The sequence below is a fragment of the Bacillus sp. FSL W7-1354 genome (assembly GCF_038002405.1).
In the GTDB taxonomy this organism is placed as follows: Bacteria; Bacillota; Bacilli; order Bacillales; family Bacillaceae; genus Bacillus; species Bacillus paralicheniformis.
On record NZ_JBBOCL010000001.1, the window covers coordinates 3,641,758 to 3,658,776 of the forward strand.

At 44.6% G+C, this 17,019-nt stretch carries 19 protein-coding genes and 1 other annotated feature; of the genes, 18 read left to right on the forward strand and 1 reads right to left on the reverse strand.

Annotation, left to right across the window (positions count from 1 at the left end; all coding sequences use genetic code 11):
- Positions 1-30 precede the first annotated feature (30 nt).
- The 8 genes from MKZ04_RS18565 to MKZ04_RS18600 all read left to right on the forward strand — a co-directional run bounded on the left by MKZ04_RS18565 (position 31) and on the right by MKZ04_RS18600 (position 7,900).
- Entirely contained in the window at positions 31-711 is a 681-nt protein-coding gene (locus MKZ04_RS18565) for a response regulator transcription factor (RefSeq protein WP_095323705.1), read from the forward strand.
- A 1-nt stretch (position 712) separates the two neighbouring features.
- Positions 713-1,648, forward strand: coding sequence for a HAMP domain-containing histidine kinase (locus MKZ04_RS18570; RefSeq protein ID WP_103750349.1), 936 nt, complete (start codon positions 713-715; stop codon positions 1,646-1,648).
- Between the two features lie 94 nt (positions 1,649-1,742).
- Complete coding sequence (locus MKZ04_RS18575) at positions 1,743-2,666, forward strand: ABC transporter ATP-binding protein (RefSeq protein ID WP_095292799.1); 924 nt, start codon at positions 1,743-1,745, stop codon at positions 2,664-2,666.
- Positions 2,667-2,680: 14 nt separating this feature from the next.
- Positions 2,681-3,364: an ABC transporter permease gene (locus tag MKZ04_RS18580; RefSeq protein ID WP_026580469.1), complete on the forward strand. Its 684-nt coding sequence runs from the start codon at positions 2,681-2,683 to the stop codon at positions 3,362-3,364.
- Positions 3,365-3,379: 15 nt separating this feature from the next.
- The gene (locus MKZ04_RS18585; protein WP_341046650.1) at positions 3,380-4,078 is read left to right on the forward strand and encodes an ABC transporter permease; all 699 of its coding nucleotides are present in this window, start codon (positions 3,380-3,382) and stop codon (positions 4,076-4,078) included.
- A gap of 96 nt (positions 4,079-4,174) precedes the next feature.
- Positions 4,175-5,248 carry a DUF3900 domain-containing protein gene (locus MKZ04_RS18590; protein WP_020450009.1) on the forward strand — a complete coding sequence of 358 codons (1,074 nt, stop codon included), beginning with the start codon at positions 4,175-4,177 and terminating at the stop codon, positions 5,246-5,248.
- A gap of 150 nt (positions 5,249-5,398) precedes the next feature.
- Positions 5,399-6,571, forward strand: a complete 1,173-nt coding sequence (locus MKZ04_RS18595; RefSeq protein WP_341046652.1) for a DUF4885 domain-containing protein — start codon at positions 5,399-5,401, stop codon at positions 6,569-6,571.
- Between the two features lie 417 nt (positions 6,572-6,988).
- Positions 6,989-7,900 (forward strand): macrolide 2'-phosphotransferase, encoded by a 912-nt coding sequence (locus MKZ04_RS18600; protein WP_341046653.1) that lies wholly within the window; start codon positions 6,989-6,991, stop codon positions 7,898-7,900.
- 34 nt (positions 7,901-7,934) lie between these two features.
- Here the strand turns inward: MKZ04_RS18600 and MKZ04_RS18605 are convergent, their stop codons facing one another.
- Positions 7,935-8,354 carry a MarR family winged helix-turn-helix transcriptional regulator gene (locus MKZ04_RS18605; RefSeq protein WP_341046655.1) on the reverse strand — a complete coding sequence of 140 codons (420 nt, stop codon included), beginning with the start codon at positions 8,352-8,354 and terminating at the stop codon, positions 7,935-7,937.
- A gap of 277 nt (positions 8,355-8,631) precedes the next feature.
- Between MKZ04_RS18605 and MKZ04_RS18610 the strand changes: the two genes are divergently transcribed.
- The 10 genes from MKZ04_RS18610 (at position 8,632) to MKZ04_RS18655 (ending at position 16,971) form a co-directional block, all read left to right on the forward strand.
- Positions 8,632-10,143 carry a class I adenylate-forming enzyme family protein gene (locus MKZ04_RS18610; RefSeq protein WP_020450013.1) on the forward strand — a complete coding sequence of 504 codons (1,512 nt, stop codon included), beginning with the start codon at positions 8,632-8,634 and terminating at the stop codon, positions 10,141-10,143.
- 107 nt (positions 10,144-10,250) lie between these two features.
- Positions 10,251-11,465, forward strand: a complete 1,215-nt coding sequence (locus tag MKZ04_RS18615) for a serpin family protein (RefSeq protein WP_023857768.1) — start codon at positions 10,251-10,253, stop codon at positions 11,463-11,465.
- Between the two features lie 111 nt (positions 11,466-11,576).
- Positions 11,577-12,404, forward strand: coding sequence for a PPC domain-containing protein (locus MKZ04_RS18620; protein WP_023857769.1), 828 nt, complete (start codon positions 11,577-11,579; stop codon positions 12,402-12,404).
- Between the two features lie 63 nt (positions 12,405-12,467).
- Positions 12,468-13,295 (forward strand): DUF4885 family protein, encoded by an 828-nt coding sequence (locus MKZ04_RS18625; protein ID WP_020450016.1) that lies wholly within the window; start codon positions 12,468-12,470, stop codon positions 13,293-13,295.
- A 118-nt stretch (positions 13,296-13,413) separates the two neighbouring features.
- Positions 13,414-14,166 (forward strand): MerR family transcriptional regulator, encoded by a 753-nt coding sequence (locus MKZ04_RS18630; protein WP_020450017.1) that lies wholly within the window; start codon positions 13,414-13,416, stop codon positions 14,164-14,166.
- 211 nt (positions 14,167-14,377) lie between these two features.
- On the forward strand, positions 14,378-14,557 hold the full coding sequence (locus tag MKZ04_RS18635) for a hypothetical protein (RefSeq protein WP_023857771.1): 180 nt from the start codon (positions 14,378-14,380) through the stop codon (positions 14,555-14,557).
- Positions 14,558-14,572: 15 nt separating this feature from the next.
- Positions 14,573-14,920, forward strand: coding sequence for a PadR family transcriptional regulator (locus MKZ04_RS18640; protein WP_023857772.1), 348 nt, complete (start codon positions 14,573-14,575; stop codon positions 14,918-14,920).
- A complete protein-coding gene (locus MKZ04_RS18645; protein WP_020450019.1) occupies positions 14,913-15,428 on the forward strand; it encodes a DUF2812 domain-containing protein in 516 nt (171 codons plus the stop codon). The genes MKZ04_RS18640 and MKZ04_RS18645 overlap by 8 nt, the downstream gene beginning before the upstream one ends.
- Positions 15,429-15,486: 58 nt before the next feature.
- Positions 15,487-15,745, forward strand: a binding site (T-box leader).
- 100 nt (positions 15,746-15,845) lie between these two features.
- Positions 15,846-16,007: a tryptophan RNA-binding attenuator protein inhibitory protein gene (locus MKZ04_RS18650; RefSeq protein WP_035337337.1), complete on the forward strand. Its 162-nt coding sequence runs from the start codon at positions 15,846-15,848 to the stop codon at positions 16,005-16,007.
- Positions 16,008-16,026: 19 nt separating this feature from the next.
- Positions 16,027-16,971, forward strand: a complete 945-nt coding sequence (locus MKZ04_RS18655) for a DMT family transporter (protein ID WP_023857775.1) — start codon at positions 16,027-16,029, stop codon at positions 16,969-16,971.
- The last annotated feature ends 48 nt before the right edge of the window (positions 16,972-17,019 follow it).

Sequence of the window (17,019 nt, forward strand, 5' to 3'; positions counted from 1 at the left end):
AAAGGATGGGTGAACAAGATGCAGCGCATATTGCTTATTGAAGATGATCATTCGATCAGTGAAATGGTCGATCATTATTTAACAAAAGAAGGGTTTGAGGTCGTGCTTGCTTTTGACGGAGAAGAGGGCGTTCGCTTGTTTCAGCAGGGCAATTATGATGTGATTCTGCTCGACATCATGCTTCCTAAACTGAACGGGATGGATTTTCTGAAATTGATCCGTGAACAGAGCAAGGTCCCGGTTTTAATGATTTCTGCAAAAGACGGGGATGTCGATAAAGCGCTGGGGCTGGGTTTTGGTGCGGATGATTATATTGCCAAGCCGTTTTCGATGATCGAACTGACCGCAAGAATAAAAGCCGCCATTCGGCGCGCAACGCAGTATTCCGCCAGTGAGCCGGCAAATCAAAAACTAGTACGTATTCACGAGCTTACGATTGATATAGAAAATGTATCCGTACAAAAAAATGGTGAACCGCTTCAGCTGACATCAACGGAATGGAAAATGCTGACCTTATTTGTGACAAACCCTAAAAAAGTATTCACAAAAGAACAAATCTATCGTTCGGTTTGGAATGAGGATTATTTTGGCGATCAAAATATTATTAACGTCCATATGAGGCGCTTGAGGGAAAAGATAGAGGATGATCCTTCCTCTCCGCAATATATTAAAACGCTTTGGGGCATCGGTTATAAATTAGGAGAGTTTTAGCATGATAATGTTATGGATTGGCATGCTGATGATTTTGGCGTCTCTCAATATCGTTCAATATAAAATGAAAAAACAGCGGGACCAAAACTTGAAGTACATCACGGAAAAGCTCAGTATGATGCTAAATGAGCAGGCGGCTGATCAAATTTTATTAGGGACGGATGATAAAGTACTGCGGGATCTGCTCGTGCAAATGAACCTGTTTGTTGAGGAGCGTCAACGCATAACAGCCCGCTTTGCAAAAACGGAGCAGTCAATGAAACGAATGCTGACCAATATGTCCCATGATCTGAAAACCCCGCTGACTGTTGTGCTCGGATATATCGAGGCGATTCAAAATGACTCGGATATGGCGGAAGAAGAGCGTGAAAGGCTGCTGGAAAAACTTTATCAAAAAACAGGAGAAATCATTCAGCTGATGAATTCTTTCTTCGACTTGGCCAAACTCGAATCAGAAGATAAGCAAATACTGCTCACGAAAATACATATCAACGAAATATGCAGAAAAAACATTCTCCAACACTATGATGCCGTTCAGGCAAAAGGTTTTAAAGCTGTCATCGACATCCCGGATACCCCGGTTTATGCACACGGAAATGAAGAAGCGCTTGACCGGGTTCTGCAAAACCTTTTATCAAATGCGATTCAATATGGTGCAGATGGAAAGCTGATCGGATTGTCCCTTACATATGATGACACGCAGATTGTTATTACGGTTTGGGACCGTGGGAAAGGGATTGGCGAGTATGATCAGCAGCGGGTGTTCGAAAGGCTGTACACCCTTGAGGAATCGAGAAATAAAGCGTTCCAGGGAAGCGGGCTCGGCTTAACAATTACAAAAAGGCTCATTGAGAAAATGGGAGGGGACATCTCTCTCCTAAGCAAGCCGTATGAACGGACAGCGTTTTCCATCACGCTAAAACGAATGACCTATTAGCAAACGTAAGAATTTCTTAAGAAACAAGAAATAAAAAAGACAGCGTCCATCGCTACAATAGACACATAAGAAAGACAGGAAAGGGGAAACAGAGTTGACTTACATCGTACAAACAAGCGGGCTTACCAAGACATTCAAAGGTCAAGAAGTTGTGTCAAATGTAAGCATGCATATACGAAAGGGAGAAATATACGGTTTTCTCGGCCCGAACGGAGCCGGGAAAACGACCGTCATGAAGATGCTGACGAGCCTCGTAAAACCGACAAGCGGGGAAATCAATATTCTCGGGCATAAGCTGACAAATCAATCATACGAGATTCTCGGCAAAATAGGCAGCATGATCGAATACCCGATTTTTTATGAAAATCTGACAGCCAATGAAAATTTAAATCTGCACTGTGAGTATATGGGATATCACAATAAAGCCAAGATTCAGGAAGTGCTGGACATGGTGAATTTAAAAAATATCGACAGCAAACCTGTCAAAACATTCTCGCTTGGTATGAAGCAGCGTCTTGGAATCGCGCGTGCCATTCTTACCAAACCCGACTTGCTCATCTTAGATGAACCGATTAATGGCCTTGATCCCATCGGGATTAAAGAAATCAGAAACTTATTTCAAGTATTGAGCAAAGAATATGGAATGACATTGCTCATCTCAAGCCATATCCTGAACGAAGTAGAGCAGATTGCAGATACAATCGGAGTGATTCGGGACGGCAGGCTTGTTGAAGAAGTATCGATGGAAAGCGTAAGAGGCCGGAACACAGAGTACATTGAACTCGTGACGCCGAATCAATTGCGGGCTTGCTTTGTGCTTGAACATGAGCTTCAGATTGCTAATTTTAAAATACTAAATGATAAAACGATCCGAATTTATGATGCCGAAGCTTCTCAAACAGCCATTTCTAAAGCTCTGATTTTGAATGATATAGAAATTGAGTCCATGAATAAAAAGCATACTTCGCTTGAGGACTACTTCCTCAGCTTAATCAACGGCAATGCGGCCAGCGCATAAGGAGGCGGAGACACTTGCTGAATTTATTGAAAATCGAAATGAAAAAGATGAAGCTTGGCTGGTATGTACGCGGAGCCGCCTTTGCCAATTTCATCATCCTCGGTTTTCTGTGGATGGTGACCTTCACAGAAGGCAAGGATACGTTCCAAACGATTGATGAAACATTTCTTGTGATCGGCACTTTCGTCAGAGCGGTTTTTATCATTTTCGGAGCCGTGCTGATTTCAAAATTAATCATTTCAGAGTTTAAAAACAAGACAATACTTGTGATGTTTACGTACCCGATCAACCGAAAAAAACTGCTGGCTGCTAAACTGCTGATCGCAGCCGGGCTGACTTTCATTACGATATTGATATCAAATGCATGCGTTGCCGCTGCTTTTTTTCTGCTGAATTCAATCTATGGGGTCATCCCCGGCGAATTAACAGCTTCTATGGTTTCTCAGCAGGCTCTGAAAATGATCGTTTTTGCTTTTGGCGCCGCAGGAACGAGTTTAGTGCCCATCTTTTTCGGAATGCGGAAGCACTCCGCTGCGGCAACGATCATTTCGTCTGTCGTGATCAGCATGTTGATCAGTTCCACAAGCCCGGACTTTTCCATTTCTTCAATTGTTTATATTCCTTTATCTCTGGCCGCTGTCGGTCTGATTTTTTCCTTTTTGGCAGTAAGGCGGATCGAAAAAATAGATGTATTTTAACGGAGTTGAAGTTCAATGCTGAATTTAATTAAATTGGAGTTTAAAAAAACGAAACTAGGGTGGTATTACAAAGGTGCAGCGATTGCAAATCTATGTATACTCGGTTTTTTATGCCTGATCGGATCGGAGGAAAAAAATCTTACTCAAGACCAAATGGCGATGGCTGACGCGGGATCCACGCTGCTGCTTCTCGGAACTTTTGTAAGGTCTGTGTTTATTGTCTTTGCAGGCGTGCTGATTGCCAAACTGATCATCGGAGAGTATAAAAACAGAACCATCACGGTCATGTTTACATATCCGGTCAGCCGAAAAAAACTGATCGCCGCAAAACTGCTGCTCACCGGCGGATTGACCTTCTTGACAATGATCGTGTCCGAACTGATTCTTGCGTTTATTTTCTCGCAGCTCAATGATGTCTATCAATTCAGCCCGGGAAAACTGACGCTGCAAGCCATTGGAAATGAGATTGGCAGTATGCTCATTTACGATGCTTCTTCGACAGGGTTGAGTTTTATTCCACTATACTTTGGGATGCGCAAACAATCCGTTCCTGCCACTATTGTGACATCCTGCATTTTGATTGCGCTGATCGGTCAGCAAAGTCCTGGATTCTCAATTGCATCTATTATTTATATTCCTGTTTCATTGGCTGTACTCGGGATTGTTATTGCGTTTTGGTCGATCCGAAAAATTGACCGGGAAGATGTATTATAATGGATCAATTATATAGTGAAGGTGCAAATTGACGGATTCCAGGCATTTACCTATACTTGAAGAACTGAAACAACAAGGAAAACGGGTGAACATGTCATGGAATTTGAAATTCGCTATATTTCTTTTTACGTCATTCAGGTCGACGGCAAGGATGAGCAGGCCAACAAGCAATATAAACATTTTCAGACGCTGGATACAGAGGAATTTGAAACCAGCGAACTGAAGGATTTCTTAGACGGGGAATTGAAAAAAATCGTGAAGCGGAAAGCCGAACGCCATCCGAAATCAGAGCAGGTGCCGACGAAAATCGGCCGCTTCATCACAGAGCCGGGGCATGAGCTTGATTCTAATCCGAACTACAATCTGTTTCACAAAACAAAACTGGCGGAGACAAAGGAAGAATTCAATGAGCTGAGCGAACAGTTCGTCCGCACATACCTCGACACGAGCGCCGTCAGGGGAGGCGTTTTTTTGGTGGCGACAGCCGTACCGCGCAAATACTTCGATGATACATTTGTCTTTGTCATGAAGTGCGACTTTGAACCGAAGGTCGCTTCGATCGCCGATGAATCATCGCTGATCCGCAAGGTCGAAATGGCGATCACGACGAAAAACATGAAATCGATCCAGTATCCGCACATGCCTGAAGAGGGCATGACAGAGGAAAGCGAAGTGAAAATCCACCAGGCCTCGCACGCCCGCTACTTTGAAGACTTCTTAAAATTCGTCGAGTACGGCGAGTCGATGCCGGAAATCATGAAGTCCCAAGTGATGAACATGGTGCAGGAGCATGTGTACGAAGCATTTGAAGACAAAAGCGAAGAACTCCAGCAGTTTGAACATGATCTCGAAATCTGGGAAGCGAGCGAAAAGCGGGAGATTCAGGAACGCCTCGACACCCATCAAGTCATCGAAGCCTCCGCCCAGATCGTTGAGCATATGCCTGAGGCAGAGCTGAAAATGAAGCTGGGAGCAACCGAGATTAAAGGACTGCTGGCTGAATTCGGAGATTCGATCCACCTTGCCAAGGTAAACGGGCGCTATGTCGCGCTGATAGAAGCCGAGACGATTTCCTTTGAAAAGGGCAGTTCTCCGGTGGAATTTTATAAACCCGAGGGACTGCATGAGGTGATTGAGCGGATACGGAATAAAAGTGATAGGGAAGATTAGAAATAAGGAAAGGCATCCGTTTTTTCGGATGCCTTTTGATTTTTCATCCAAATTGATGAGGGTGCTATGTAAATTACTGTTTAATAAGGTTAATATAAACATAATCAAGCCGATATAGGGATTATAGAAAGAATTGAGGAGAGGTACCCAATGCGTCTCAATAGTCAATACATCCGTACACAGCTGATGATTCAGAATATGTTGAAAAGGAATGCGGCTGATCCAACTGTAAAAAATGTCTCTTCCGATATCGCTGCCTTTGCGAAGAAGGCCAGCAGTCAAGCAGGAAGACCATCGAAGGAAAATTTGAGTAAGCTGAACTACTCAAAGGACAGTATTGTGAATCATGCCGAAGCTTTCAGGCGGGCATACGAAGCAGCAAATGATCAAACTGTGGAAGAAACGAAGATCAATGCCCAAAACCCCTATGAGTCAGAAAGTGATATCAGGAAAAAAATCTTAGATGAAAAATACAGCAAAATCAATGCAATGAACAAAACGAAACCTGATCCTTTAGGCTATATTAAGGATAAATACAAAAATTCCAATTCCCCTTATTTCAGAAATGACCTGTCGGCAGCAGAAAGACAAGCTGCATATGACAATGAAACTGAGTGGCTGTTCAAAGGAAAAGCGCAAAACTATAATATGCAGGATGCCGCGTTTCGAAATGTGAATTTTAATGGGGAAGTAGAGGCGGAGAATGAGAAAATATATCAGCGCAGCCAAGTCAACAAACAGCTTCAAGCGCTGCTGGATCAATATCATATTGCCATTCCTGCGGATACGGCGCTCACCTTTACAATTTCACCGATTGATTATCAAGTAAAAGTGAGCGGAACAGATGATGAGCAGCTCATCCATCAACTTGAACATATATTGCAATCAGGAGAAAACAGCAAACAGTTATTTCTGCATATCATGAAAAGCTTGAGCAGCGATTCAGCCCAATATTCCAAAGAAGCGCAGCAAAAATATCACACGGTTCGCGAGATATATGAGGTGACAGGCTATCACCTGAAGGACTTGGAAGTGGTTGATGGCCGATATGTAACACCTGACGGCCGTGATTTGTTAGATGTGTATAAAGAAGAGCTGGAGAAGGACCCTGTCCAAAAGAAAACGGCTCATTTCGCAATCGCTCATTATAGAGCAGAGCTGAACAGACTTGCAGAAGCCGGATATGATTCTGTTCCGGATTTTATCTTATCTATTGACTACAGCAACGGATCTTTGCGGGATACAGGGCAAAAGAAAAGCTATGGAACCGGGGATACGGCTTGGCTAAGAGAATTAAAGCGCCGAACGGGTGTTAATTATTAGTTAGGCAGGAACATATGGGTTTCCTCTATCAGGTTGATTTTCTTAATAATTGAATTTTGCGTTGCGGGTCACCCTGCCACCTGTTAAAATAAGGATAACTTTAAAGAACGGAGGGATTTCCCAAATGGCATACATCAGATTCCGATTGAACTTTGTCCTCGCTAACTAAATCGTGAACAAAGTCTCTGCCTGTGTGCAGGGTAATCGGGATCAGTCTGCCTGTTTTTAGGGGACCCTTTATGCAATAACAGAGGGAGAGGCGCGGATTCCAGCGCCTCTTTTTTTGCCTTTAAAAATAGCTTATCTGAAGCTTGCCTTCAGTTTATTTGTCATATCTTTCTCCGTTTACTTTCCAGCGCAGGCAGACGACCTGTGCTTTTTTTTATTAAAAACCTTCAGTAAAGGGGAAAATCGTATATGACAATTGTAAATGAACAAATTGAACAAATATTAAAACTTGCGGAAAAACACGGCCTTCGGCTGAAACGAAAGCATGCGGAAATCAACGAGTCCGGCATGGATTTTCAAGTCGTCTTTGCCGAAGATGAAGCAGGCAAGAGATGGGTCTTGAGAAAACCGCGGCGCGACGATGTGATTGAAAGAGCAGTGTATGAAGGGAAAGTGCTGAAGCTGCTGCAAAACCATCTTCCCGCCGCTGTGCCGGATTGGCGCATTCATACTCCCGAACTGATTGCATATCCGGAGCTTCCGGGGGTTCCTGCCGCGGTCATTGACATGGAGGTGAAGAATTACGTATGGAACATGGATCATGAGCCTCCGGCTGAAACCTTTGTCAAGTCATTGGCGAAAACGCTCGCGCTATTGCACAGCATTGATCATAAAGCCGCAGAAGAAGCGGGCATGCATGTGATGAATCCGGATGGCGTCAGGCGGTCAAAAGCAGAGCAGATGGAACAGATCAAAAGAGAGCTTGGGGTTAGCGGCGAGCTCTGGGATAGATGGCAAAAGTGGCTGTCCGACGACTCGTATTGGCCTGAACATACTGCGTTTATCCACGGCGACTTGCATCCCCCGCATATTTTAATTGACCAGCATCAGAGCATAACTGGGCTGTTGGATTGGACGGAAGCGAAAATCGCCGACCCGGCAAAAGATTTTCTATTATACGAGACGATTTTAGGAGAAGCCGAAACCGCCCGGCTCATCTCTTATTATGAAAAAGAAGGGGGCCGGGTCTGGCCGCGGATGAAAGAGCATATTACAGAATTGCAGGCCGCCTACGGCATCGAAATCGGCATGTTCGCCCTGCAGACAAAACAAGAAGAGCACTTGAAGATGGCGCTGGACGCGCTTGGGGTCAGACAATAAAAAAAGGGCTGTCGATTTCGATCGACGGCCCGTTTCACATCATAATTTTTTCAATCATAGCAAAAAAAAACTTTTTTTCTTCCTCTGACAATTTGCCGAAGAGCTTGTCGATCAAGGCCTGGCGGTTTTCCACCATTTGTGCGGCGATCCTCGTTCCTTCTTGCGACAGTTCGATCCAGACGGTGCGCCGGTCATCGTTATTTCTCGATCTGATCACAAAGCCCTCTTTCTCCAAATGGTTCAGAGCTGTTGTCGTTGCTGATGGAGACAGGGCGACCTCCTGTAAAATCTCCTTTATCGTACATGTTCCGTGTCTGTAAATGATACGCAAAATAAACCCTTTGCCGCTCGTGATACTTTTCGGAATCGTTTCTTCGTCCAATTTCTTTGAAGACCGCAAATATTTCGTGAAAGCATGATCCAATAGATTCGCTTCAATCCGATGGTGATTCATGAAGGTTTCCTCATTTCCGACATCGTGTAGTAGATCAGCAATTTTATGCTGGTCAAACAAACATAGGTCTATTTTATCATAAGCGAATGCTCCGCAAAAAACGATTTTATGAATTTTAACATGAGTCATTTAATTTCTTTTGTTATCAATTCATAAAGATAATAATTCTATTATGAAATAGTTTTACAATGGATATATTTTGTTTTAGAATGAATTTGTGCGTCACATAATCTCACCAGGTTTTGTGAGAAACAATGAAAATTTGGAGATGAAAATTTTGAGTACACTTCAGCAATTAATCAATCATCATATGGAAACGTCAGATGGGTTGGAAGCATTGTCCGGAGGAGATCGAACGTTTACGTTCAAAGCGTATCATCAACGGGTGAACCAGCTGGCTCATTATCTGCTGGAGGAGGGTGTTCAAAAAGGAGACCACATCGCGGTTTTATGTAAAAATAATCATCATTTTCCCGTCATTTTGCTGGCGTCTCTTAAAATCGGGGCGACAGTCGTGCCGTTAAGCTGGCAGCTGACATCGTATGAATTAAAAGGAATCTTGAACAACTGCCGGCCGAAGGTGATGTTTTATGACTTGGAATTTGCCGATATACTAACGCCGCTCCGCGAACAGCTTCAGTTCTGCCTGATGATTGAAGCGGGTGCGGGAATGAACACGACTGAACAGTTTGAGAGCCTATTTAAAAACAGGCCGCTGGAGGTGGAGGCCGACCAGGTGACCGAGCATGATTTGGCTTTAATGCTGTTCACCTCGGGCACGACCGGAAATCCGAAAGGCTGTATGGTCAACCACGGCAGTCTGGCCGCATACTTGACAGAGGTGAACGTGAAATCGAAACAGCTGAAAGGCATGCGCTTTTTAGCGAGCCATCCGCTTTATCATATGAGCTCGCTCAACCATGTTTTTCAGGCGGCTTTTGAAGGAATTGGGCTTCATTTCTTATGGGACCCCGAACCGTTTGAAATCCTGCAGGAGATCGAGAAGAAACACATTCATATGATGATGGCGTTTCCTTCCGTCTACACTTACATGCTGGAGGAAATGAAAAGACATCCATTCGACCTGTCGTCTGTGAAAATGCTTGTCTCCGGCGGCACCAAGGTGCCGGCGCGGCTGATTAAGGAGTACAATGACATGGGAATCCTGATGGTGCAGGGGTATGGCAGCACAGAAGCATGGACGGTCAGCGTATGGCGGCCTGACATGGGCTGGGATAAAGTCAATTCAGCCGGCAAGCCGATTCCGCAAGTCAGCATAAAAATCGAAGACCCTGATACACATGAAGAGCTGCCAAGGGGCGAAGTCGGAGAAGTCGTCGTCAAAAGCCCGTATGTTTTTGAAGGGTATTACCAAAATCCTTCCGCCACGCAAAAGGTGCTGAAAGACGGCTGGTTTTATATGGGGGACTCCGGCAAACTTGATGAAGACGGATTTTTATATATTACCGGCCGGTATAAAGACGTCATTGTCTACGGAGGCGACAACATTTATCCTGACCAGGTGGAGGAGATCATCGATCAAGTGCCCGGAGTCGTCGAATCGGCCGTCATCGGCGTCCCGGATGAAATGTACGGGGAAGTTCCGAGGGCGTATGTGGTGAAAAACGAAAGCTCCGGCCTTAAGAAGGAGGACATTATCGCGTATTGCAAAGAGCGCCTGTCCGACTATAAAATTCCTGAAATCGTTTTTACCGACAGCCTTCCGAAAAACAGGCTCGGCAAAATCGTCAAAAAAGATTTGCGCGAACTGGCTGTTAAAGGACAGTGAGCGCAGTAACAGAAAGCTTATCCAGCATTGGATAAGCTTTTTTTGCTGCCGTTTTTTGTAACGTTTTCCAATGCTAAACCCACTACAACAGTAGGAGGTGTTGACAATTGAAATCGAAATGGAGTGCGATGGTGATATGGACCGGTCTTTTATTGTTGGCCGGATGCGGAGTGCACAAGGAGGCCGATCCCCCGCCCGTCAGATCCGCGCAAAAAACGGACGCCTCGTTATCTGAAGCTGAACAGCGGTTTGCGCTCGCATTGTTTCAAGACATGATAAAAGAGGAAGGAAGCCGGAAAAACATCTTCCTCTCGCCTTACAGTATTCACCAGGCACTTGTGATGACGGCAAACGGTGCCGCGGGAGACAGCAGAAAGGAACTGCTCGGCACTTTAAACCTCAACCAGACGGATATGACATCGATCAACAGGATGTCACAATCTGTGAATCGTTCGCTAGAAACGCTGCCTCACGGCGAATTTTCATCGGCCAATTCGATATGGTCCAAAAGGGAGCTGAAAGAAAGCTTTCAAGACGCGATCAAAGGCCTTGGCGACGCCTATCAGCTTCATGATGATCCAAATCGGGCAGCAGAAGAAATCAACGGCTGGGTCAAAAAGAAAACGAAAGACCGCATTGATCAGATCGTTGACAAGGTCTCGTCGAATACGATTGCCTACATCATTAATGCCGTCTATTTTAGAGAAAGCTGGAAGCATCCATTTGATCCTCACATGACAGCGGAACAGCCATTTTATTCTGCGGACGGCTCCGCAAAAAAACACCCCATGATGACGCAGACAAACCGCTTTCCTTATCTGGAAAACAAACATTTTCAAGCCGTCAAGCTTCCTTTTCAAGACGAAGGTCTGTCATTGGCTGTTTTTCTGCCGAAAAAAGCGGCAAATCTTGAACAGCTTCTAGCTGGCATGACGTATGATCAATGGCGCGCCTTGCATAAGGGCTGGACGATGAAACAGGTGGAGCTCAAGCTGCCGCGCTTCTCATTTCAAACAGACTACATGTTAAATGAACCGCTTAAACGGCTTGGAATGAAAACCGTGTTTAGCAGCGCGGATTTTTCAAATATGTTTGCCGGAGAAGGCGCCGCTCAAATTGATAAAGTCAGACATAAAACATTTATCAAAGTAGATGAAGCGGGTACCGAAGCATCCGCGGCAACGGCGGTTGAGATCATCGAATCAGCTCCCGTCCCTGAAGTGACGATGACTGCAGACCACCCGTTTTATTTCGCGATTGTTGATGAAACATCCGGAATGAACCTTTTTGTGGGCAGTGTGGCAGAGCCGTCGGATGAGTAAACTTGGAAAAATTCTATTATTTTATAAAATATTCATTAAACTTCCAATTCAATTACCGATATAAGGAAGGGAGTTCCTTTATGGTGATGAATAAACGGGAGGCAATGACAAATGAAAAAAAGTTTGTTTCTTTTCGTGTTCAGTGTGTTTTTGATGGCGATTCCAGCATTTTCGGCTTCGGCAAATGTTTACGAAGATGAGTATGAACCCAACAATTCTTTCGCTGAGGCTTACGATTTAGGATTGTGGAAATACAAGACGATTTCGGCGACGATTCACAGCGAAAGCGATAAAGATTATTACAAATTTTACGCGACAAAGGGAGAACAGCTTGCCATTCACCTAAAGAACATCCCAGCAAATACAGACTATGATCTTTACTTATTTAAAGATTCTTACGGCTATCCTGCAGTAGGATCTTCTGAAAGAACGGGAAACCAAAATGAAATCATCCGCTTGGATGTTCCGGAGACAGGCCGGTACATTGCGGTCGTCACGTCTAAAGACGGTTCATATGACGGTTGGGGATTTTACAGACTTGAATTTATCGACAGAATGAAGAGCGGTGCTTATACGGCGAATTTGTCTCCATCATCCATCTCAAGCCCGGGACAGGGAGTCGTTTCTCCGGTTGCCGCCGTCAATCTTGCCAATGTCTCGGCCATTCCCGAAGGAGCGACTGTGAAAAGCGTTTCCGCCGAGGGAACCATTTCTCCGAGCCTCGGACACACCTACAGGGAAGTTCTGAACAAGGAAGAAGGCGTTTGGCACACATCGGTTTCCGGCGGCACACTGTTTCCGGATCTAAAGCCTGAACTTGCGCTTCCGGTCAAAACGACATGGAATGTGAGATACTATTCGCTCGCTTGGAGCAGTTCAACATGGAGATCGCCGCAGCTGAAGATCAATTATCAATATGATTCAACATACGGCTGGTAAACAGATCCAAATTCCGTCCGATATAAAAAGTAATCGAATGTAATTGGCATGAAAGGAGCTCCCATGAATATTAGAGACAGGGTAAAACTTTCGCTTTATTCCGAGCAGCTGATGAAGCCTGCCGCCGCGGAGATGCCGGCTAAGACTACAGGTTCCAAGAGAATGGCCGGCAGCCAAACAGACACCCTCTCCATCAGCAAACAGGCTGAAGCGGCTCAAAAAAATGCACCGTCATTACGATCACAAATGAACGGCGTTCAATTTGAGATCTATAATCTTTATGTGGACAGGCAGCGTTTGAACAGCCAGATCGATGAGACGCTGCGCGAGAGCGGAATTTCTCTTTCCGAGAGTGAACATCTGACATTGCATGTAGACGGAAATAACCGGATTATAGTTGAAGGCATCGAAGATGAACAAAAAAGAACCCGGATCGAAGCCGTTTTAAATAACAGTGATAAACGGTTTGGCGCCCGTCTGTTGAGCCATGCGGAATTGATCGGTGAACAAAATGGAACGCCGCTGGATAAAGAAGCTTATGAAAAATGGCATGTGAATGAGTTTTTGAAAACGATTGCCGGTCTGTCTTTGGCTGATGTCAGTTTGGATGAAAAAGGAGAGCTTGAAGGCGGAAATGAGAGGCTCATCAGAGTGATTGACTCTGCCAAAGACCCGAAAAGCGACTTGGAGAAGAGCTTTCAAAACATGCTGAAGAAGCTGAAGAATGTTCTGGCGAAAGGGCCGGACACCATTGCGGACAGATCGGCTTCTTTCGGATATGCCGGCGGAACGCTCATCGATCTCAATGTATCAAAAGGATTCTCCGCGGGCCAGCTGAACGAGTGGCTGGATGATCCGTTTCTTAAAGAAGTCTTGCTGAACAATTCTTAAAAGACCTGGCGAAGCAATTTTGCCGGGTTTTTTGTTTGTATAAAAAAAATTTCAAATTTCGCATTGACCCTCACGTTGCGGGATACTTTATAGTCGATATTGAAGGGAGGTCAGATAAATGAAAATGAAAGTAAAGGAAGTGGCCGACTTAGTCGGCATCAGTGTGCGCACACTGCATCATTATGATGAAATCGGATTATTAGCTCCGTCGGAGACGACCGAAGCCGGGTATCGGCTGTATTCAGATGACGATCTGGAAAAGCTGCAGCAAATCCTGTTTTTCAGAGAGCTTGACTTCCCTTTAAAAAAGATTAAAAGCATTCTTGAGAACCCTTCATTTGACAGGAATGAGGCGCTTCAGCTCCATCGCAAAGCGCTGCTGGAGAAAAGAAGCCGGCTTGACCAAATGATTGCGACAATCGATAAAACGATCCAATTCGCGAAAGGAGAAATCAACATGACAAACGAGGAAAAATTCGCGGGATTTGATTTCAGTCAAAACCCGTATGAGGAAGAAGCGCGGGAACGCTGGGGCGATGAAGCCGTCGACAGATCGAAGGCCTATATCGAATCCATGCCCGAAGGTGAACGGAAAAAGATGGAACAGCAATATGATGCCATTTACAGAAAAATCGCCGCCCTCAGAAAAGGCGCCTCAGACTCAGAGGAAGCACAGGCGGCTATAAAGGAATGGTACGACTTTCTGAACAATAACACCGGCCACAGCTATTCGCTCGAAGCTTTCAAAGGTCTGGGACAAATGTATGTCGCTGACGAGCGCTTTACGAAAAACATTGATCAATACGGCGCCGGCTTGGCGAAGTTCATGTGCGACGCCATGACGGTGTTTGCTGACAGGAATAAGGAATAATCGCTGGAAACCGCCTGATAAGGTCGTGAAATGACCTTTTAGGCGGTTTTTTTAATTTTAATGTGAGCTATTCCTTTTGGGCAATAGCCTGTGCTCACTTATTTGATTTGCAGGGTAAATGCTGTGTTTGATTTGTGTCGAATCTTCTAATATGTTATTATATCGTCAGTCGATATATCGTAAGGCGATGTAAAATAAGGAGGAGAATGATATGAATACACACTTTACCGGGATGTTATTTGTTTTGAGCGGAATTTTTTTATTAAATTTAGCGATTTTATCAGGAATAAACGGTGTATGGTGGGGACTAGCTCTTGGCGGCAGCATCATTTTCAATCTAATAGGTGTTGTACTGCTCATGAGATATATAAATGAAAAACGCCATACTTAAAATGAGGTGCGAAAAGTGAAGAAAAAAACGGCGGAAAGCTATTTACCGCTTACGCAGGCTACGTATTACATATTATTGTCATTAACTCAACCATTACATGGCTACGGCATTATGCAAAGGGTTGAGAGCATGAGTGAGGGTGAGGTCAAACTAGGGCCTGGCACTCTTTATGGTGCACTAAGCAAACTCGAAAAGCAGGGGCTGATTAGAAAGGAAGGCGAATCCGGCGATAATCGGCGAAAGCAGTATATTTTAACGAATGAAGGATGGCAGGTGATTGAACTCGAATTTAAACGCCTATCCAAATTAGTGACGATCAGTCAATCTATTTTTCAAAAAGAGGGAGATACAAGTCATGAGTAAAAAAAGAAAGCGTAAATTCCGTTTTTTTCTTGCTTGGCAAGACCGGAAGGAAGAGAACTGGCTGAATGAAATGGCAAAACAGGGGTGGATGTTAAAGTCCTTCTTTTTATTTATCTATATATTTGAAAAGACAAAACCAAGCAATACAGTATATCGGCTCGACTATAAGACAACATCAAACCTGGATCAGGAAGAATATATTCATATATACGAGGATGCAGGCTGGAAGCATGTGACACAGTTTTTAAATTGGCATTACTTTGCGGCTGATCCCAGTCAAGTTCAAACAAATGCGATTTATACAGACCGCGAATCTGAAGCAGAAAAATATAATGGCTTACTAAAAGTGCTGTATGCTGCATTTGCCAGTGTATTTCTCAGCTTGGGACTACCGCTTCTCGTCATAGGCATCCCTGGATATTTTTATTGGATAGCAGCATTCAATCTCCTTGTTTTGTGTCTGTTGACCGTGTGTATATTAAAGGTTCGTAAAAAAACAAGAATTTAATGCTGATTGACACCTGCTAATTTTCAGAGTAATATATTTTTTACAAATCATGTACGGTTAAACGATATTGAGGAAGAGCAAGTACGTGTCAGAGCATGGGTTTAAGAGAGTCGGTGGCTGGTGTGAACCGATGCCCTTCTGACGCCGAATGGGCTTCTGAATCGCTTCGCTGAAACGGACAGTAGGCGAAGCCGGGATAGTTCTCTCCGTTATCAAGAGAAGCGTATCGAAAGGGCTGACTGTTCCCTTTCCGTATGTTCCAAGCGAATCGTTGATGCGATTAATAAAGGTGGTACCGCGAGACCCTCGTCCTTTTGTGACGGGGGTTTTTTGTATTTTTAAGGAGGTGGTGGCCATGGAGGAAGGCTGGCCGGAGTGGCCGCATCATATTAAACGGAAACGGAGGTGTGATGGTAAATGGTGATTGCAACGGACGATTTGGAAACGACATGTCCAAATTGCAATGGAAGCGGAAGAGAAGAGCCGGAGCCTTGTCCAAAATGTTCGGGAAAAGGTGTGATTTTGACGGCCCAGGGAAGCACATTGCTCCATTTTATAAAAAAACATATCCACGAATAAAAAGGACGGGTGTTGAAAGTTGAGTCGAGAAGAGAAGAGTACAGCTGAGCAGAGCGGCCATATTCAAAGCGGCGTTCGAAAAGCGGCCGGGGTCGTTTTTATGGTCTTTGGGACGATGTGTTTTGCTTCAAAATCCATTTTTGTCAAATGGGCTTATGAACAAGGTGCACAGCCGGAAGCGGTGCTGTTGTACCGGCAATTATTTGCGGCACCGCTGTTTTGGCTGATTTTTGTTGTGTATCGTTCAAAGCTTCCGGCTAAACCAGAAAAAGCGGAGATTTTTAAAGCTTATGCGGCCGGATTGCTTTGTTTTTTTCTGTCGCCATTGCTTGATTTTATCGGCCTTCATGATGTTTCGGCAATCGTTGAACGGATGATTGTGATGAGCTATCCCATGTTCGTATTGATCATCACTGCCTTTGTAAATAAAAAAATGATCTCGGGTCAAACGTTTGCTGCCATCTTGCTTGTGAATGCCGGGCTGTTCTTGGCTGTCGGCGGATGGGATGTGCAAGCATTTGAAGCGAACCTGTCAGGAGCTTTTTTGATCTTATTGTCCGCTGTCGCCTATGCGGTTTATCTTGTTGTGGCGGGAGGCCTTGTCCGTCAAATCGGCGGGATTCGGATGAATGCCTATGGAATGTCGGCGGCAAGTCTTGCGATGGCCGGTTATGCGCTGTTTCGCGCAACAGGAAAACAGCCGGGAATCCTGCTTTCTTATCCTCCCGCAATGTATGTTTTTTTTATGATCATTGCAGCGGTGACGACGGTCATTCCTTTTTTATTCATGCTGGAAGGCATGAAGCGGATAGGAGCGGAGCGGGGAGCCGTCATTTCTATGATCGGCCCCGTTCTTACCATCTTCGGAGGTGTTTTGTTTTTAAACGAACGTTTAACATCCATTCAGTGGCTGGGGTGCTTCCTTGTGCTCCTGACCATCAGTCTGCTGGAATACCGGAAATAGAAAAAGGGATTCATATCCCTTTTTCTGTATGCACTTAAATACATAAAG

Bases quoted from the DNA above. Each gene is read 5' to 3' on its own strand.
- MKZ04_RS18570 (WP_103750349.1), top strand. From the start codon at position 713: ATGATAATGTTATGGATTGGCATGCTGATGATTTTGGCGTCTCTCAAT.
- MKZ04_RS18585 (WP_341046650.1), top strand. From the start codon at position 3,380: ATGCTGAATTTAATTAAATTGGAGTTTAAAAAAACGAAACTAGGGTGG.
- MKZ04_RS18590 (WP_020450009.1), top strand. From the start codon at position 4,175: ATGGAATTTGAAATTCGCTATATTTCTTTTTACGTCATTCAGGTCGAC.
- MKZ04_RS18595 (WP_341046652.1), top strand. From the start codon at position 5,399: ATGCGTCTCAATAGTCAATACATCCGTACACAGCTGATGATTCAGAAT.
- MKZ04_RS18600 (WP_341046653.1), top strand. From the start codon at position 6,989: ATGACAATTGTAAATGAACAAATTGAACAAATATTAAAACTTGCGGAA.
- MKZ04_RS18605 (WP_341046655.1), bottom strand. From the start codon at position 8,354: ATGAATCACCATCGGATTGAAGCGAATCTATTGGATCATGCTTTCACG.
- MKZ04_RS18620 (WP_023857769.1), top strand. From the start codon at position 11,577: ATGAAAAAAAGTTTGTTTCTTTTCGTGTTCAGTGTGTTTTTGATGGCG.
- MKZ04_RS18625 (WP_020450016.1), top strand. From the start codon at position 12,468: ATGAATATTAGAGACAGGGTAAAACTTTCGCTTTATTCCGAGCAGCTG.
- MKZ04_RS18630 (WP_020450017.1), top strand. From the start codon at position 13,414: ATGAAAATGAAAGTAAAGGAAGTGGCCGACTTAGTCGGCATCAGTGTG.
- MKZ04_RS18635 (WP_023857771.1), top strand. From the start codon at position 14,378: ATGAATACACACTTTACCGGGATGTTATTTGTTTTGAGCGGAATTTTT.
- MKZ04_RS18645 (WP_020450019.1), top strand. From the start codon at position 14,913: ATGAGTAAAAAAAGAAAGCGTAAATTCCGTTTTTTTCTTGCTTGGCAA.
- MKZ04_RS18650 (WP_035337337.1), top strand. From the start codon at position 15,846: ATGGTGATTGCAACGGACGATTTGGAAACGACATGTCCAAATTGCAAT.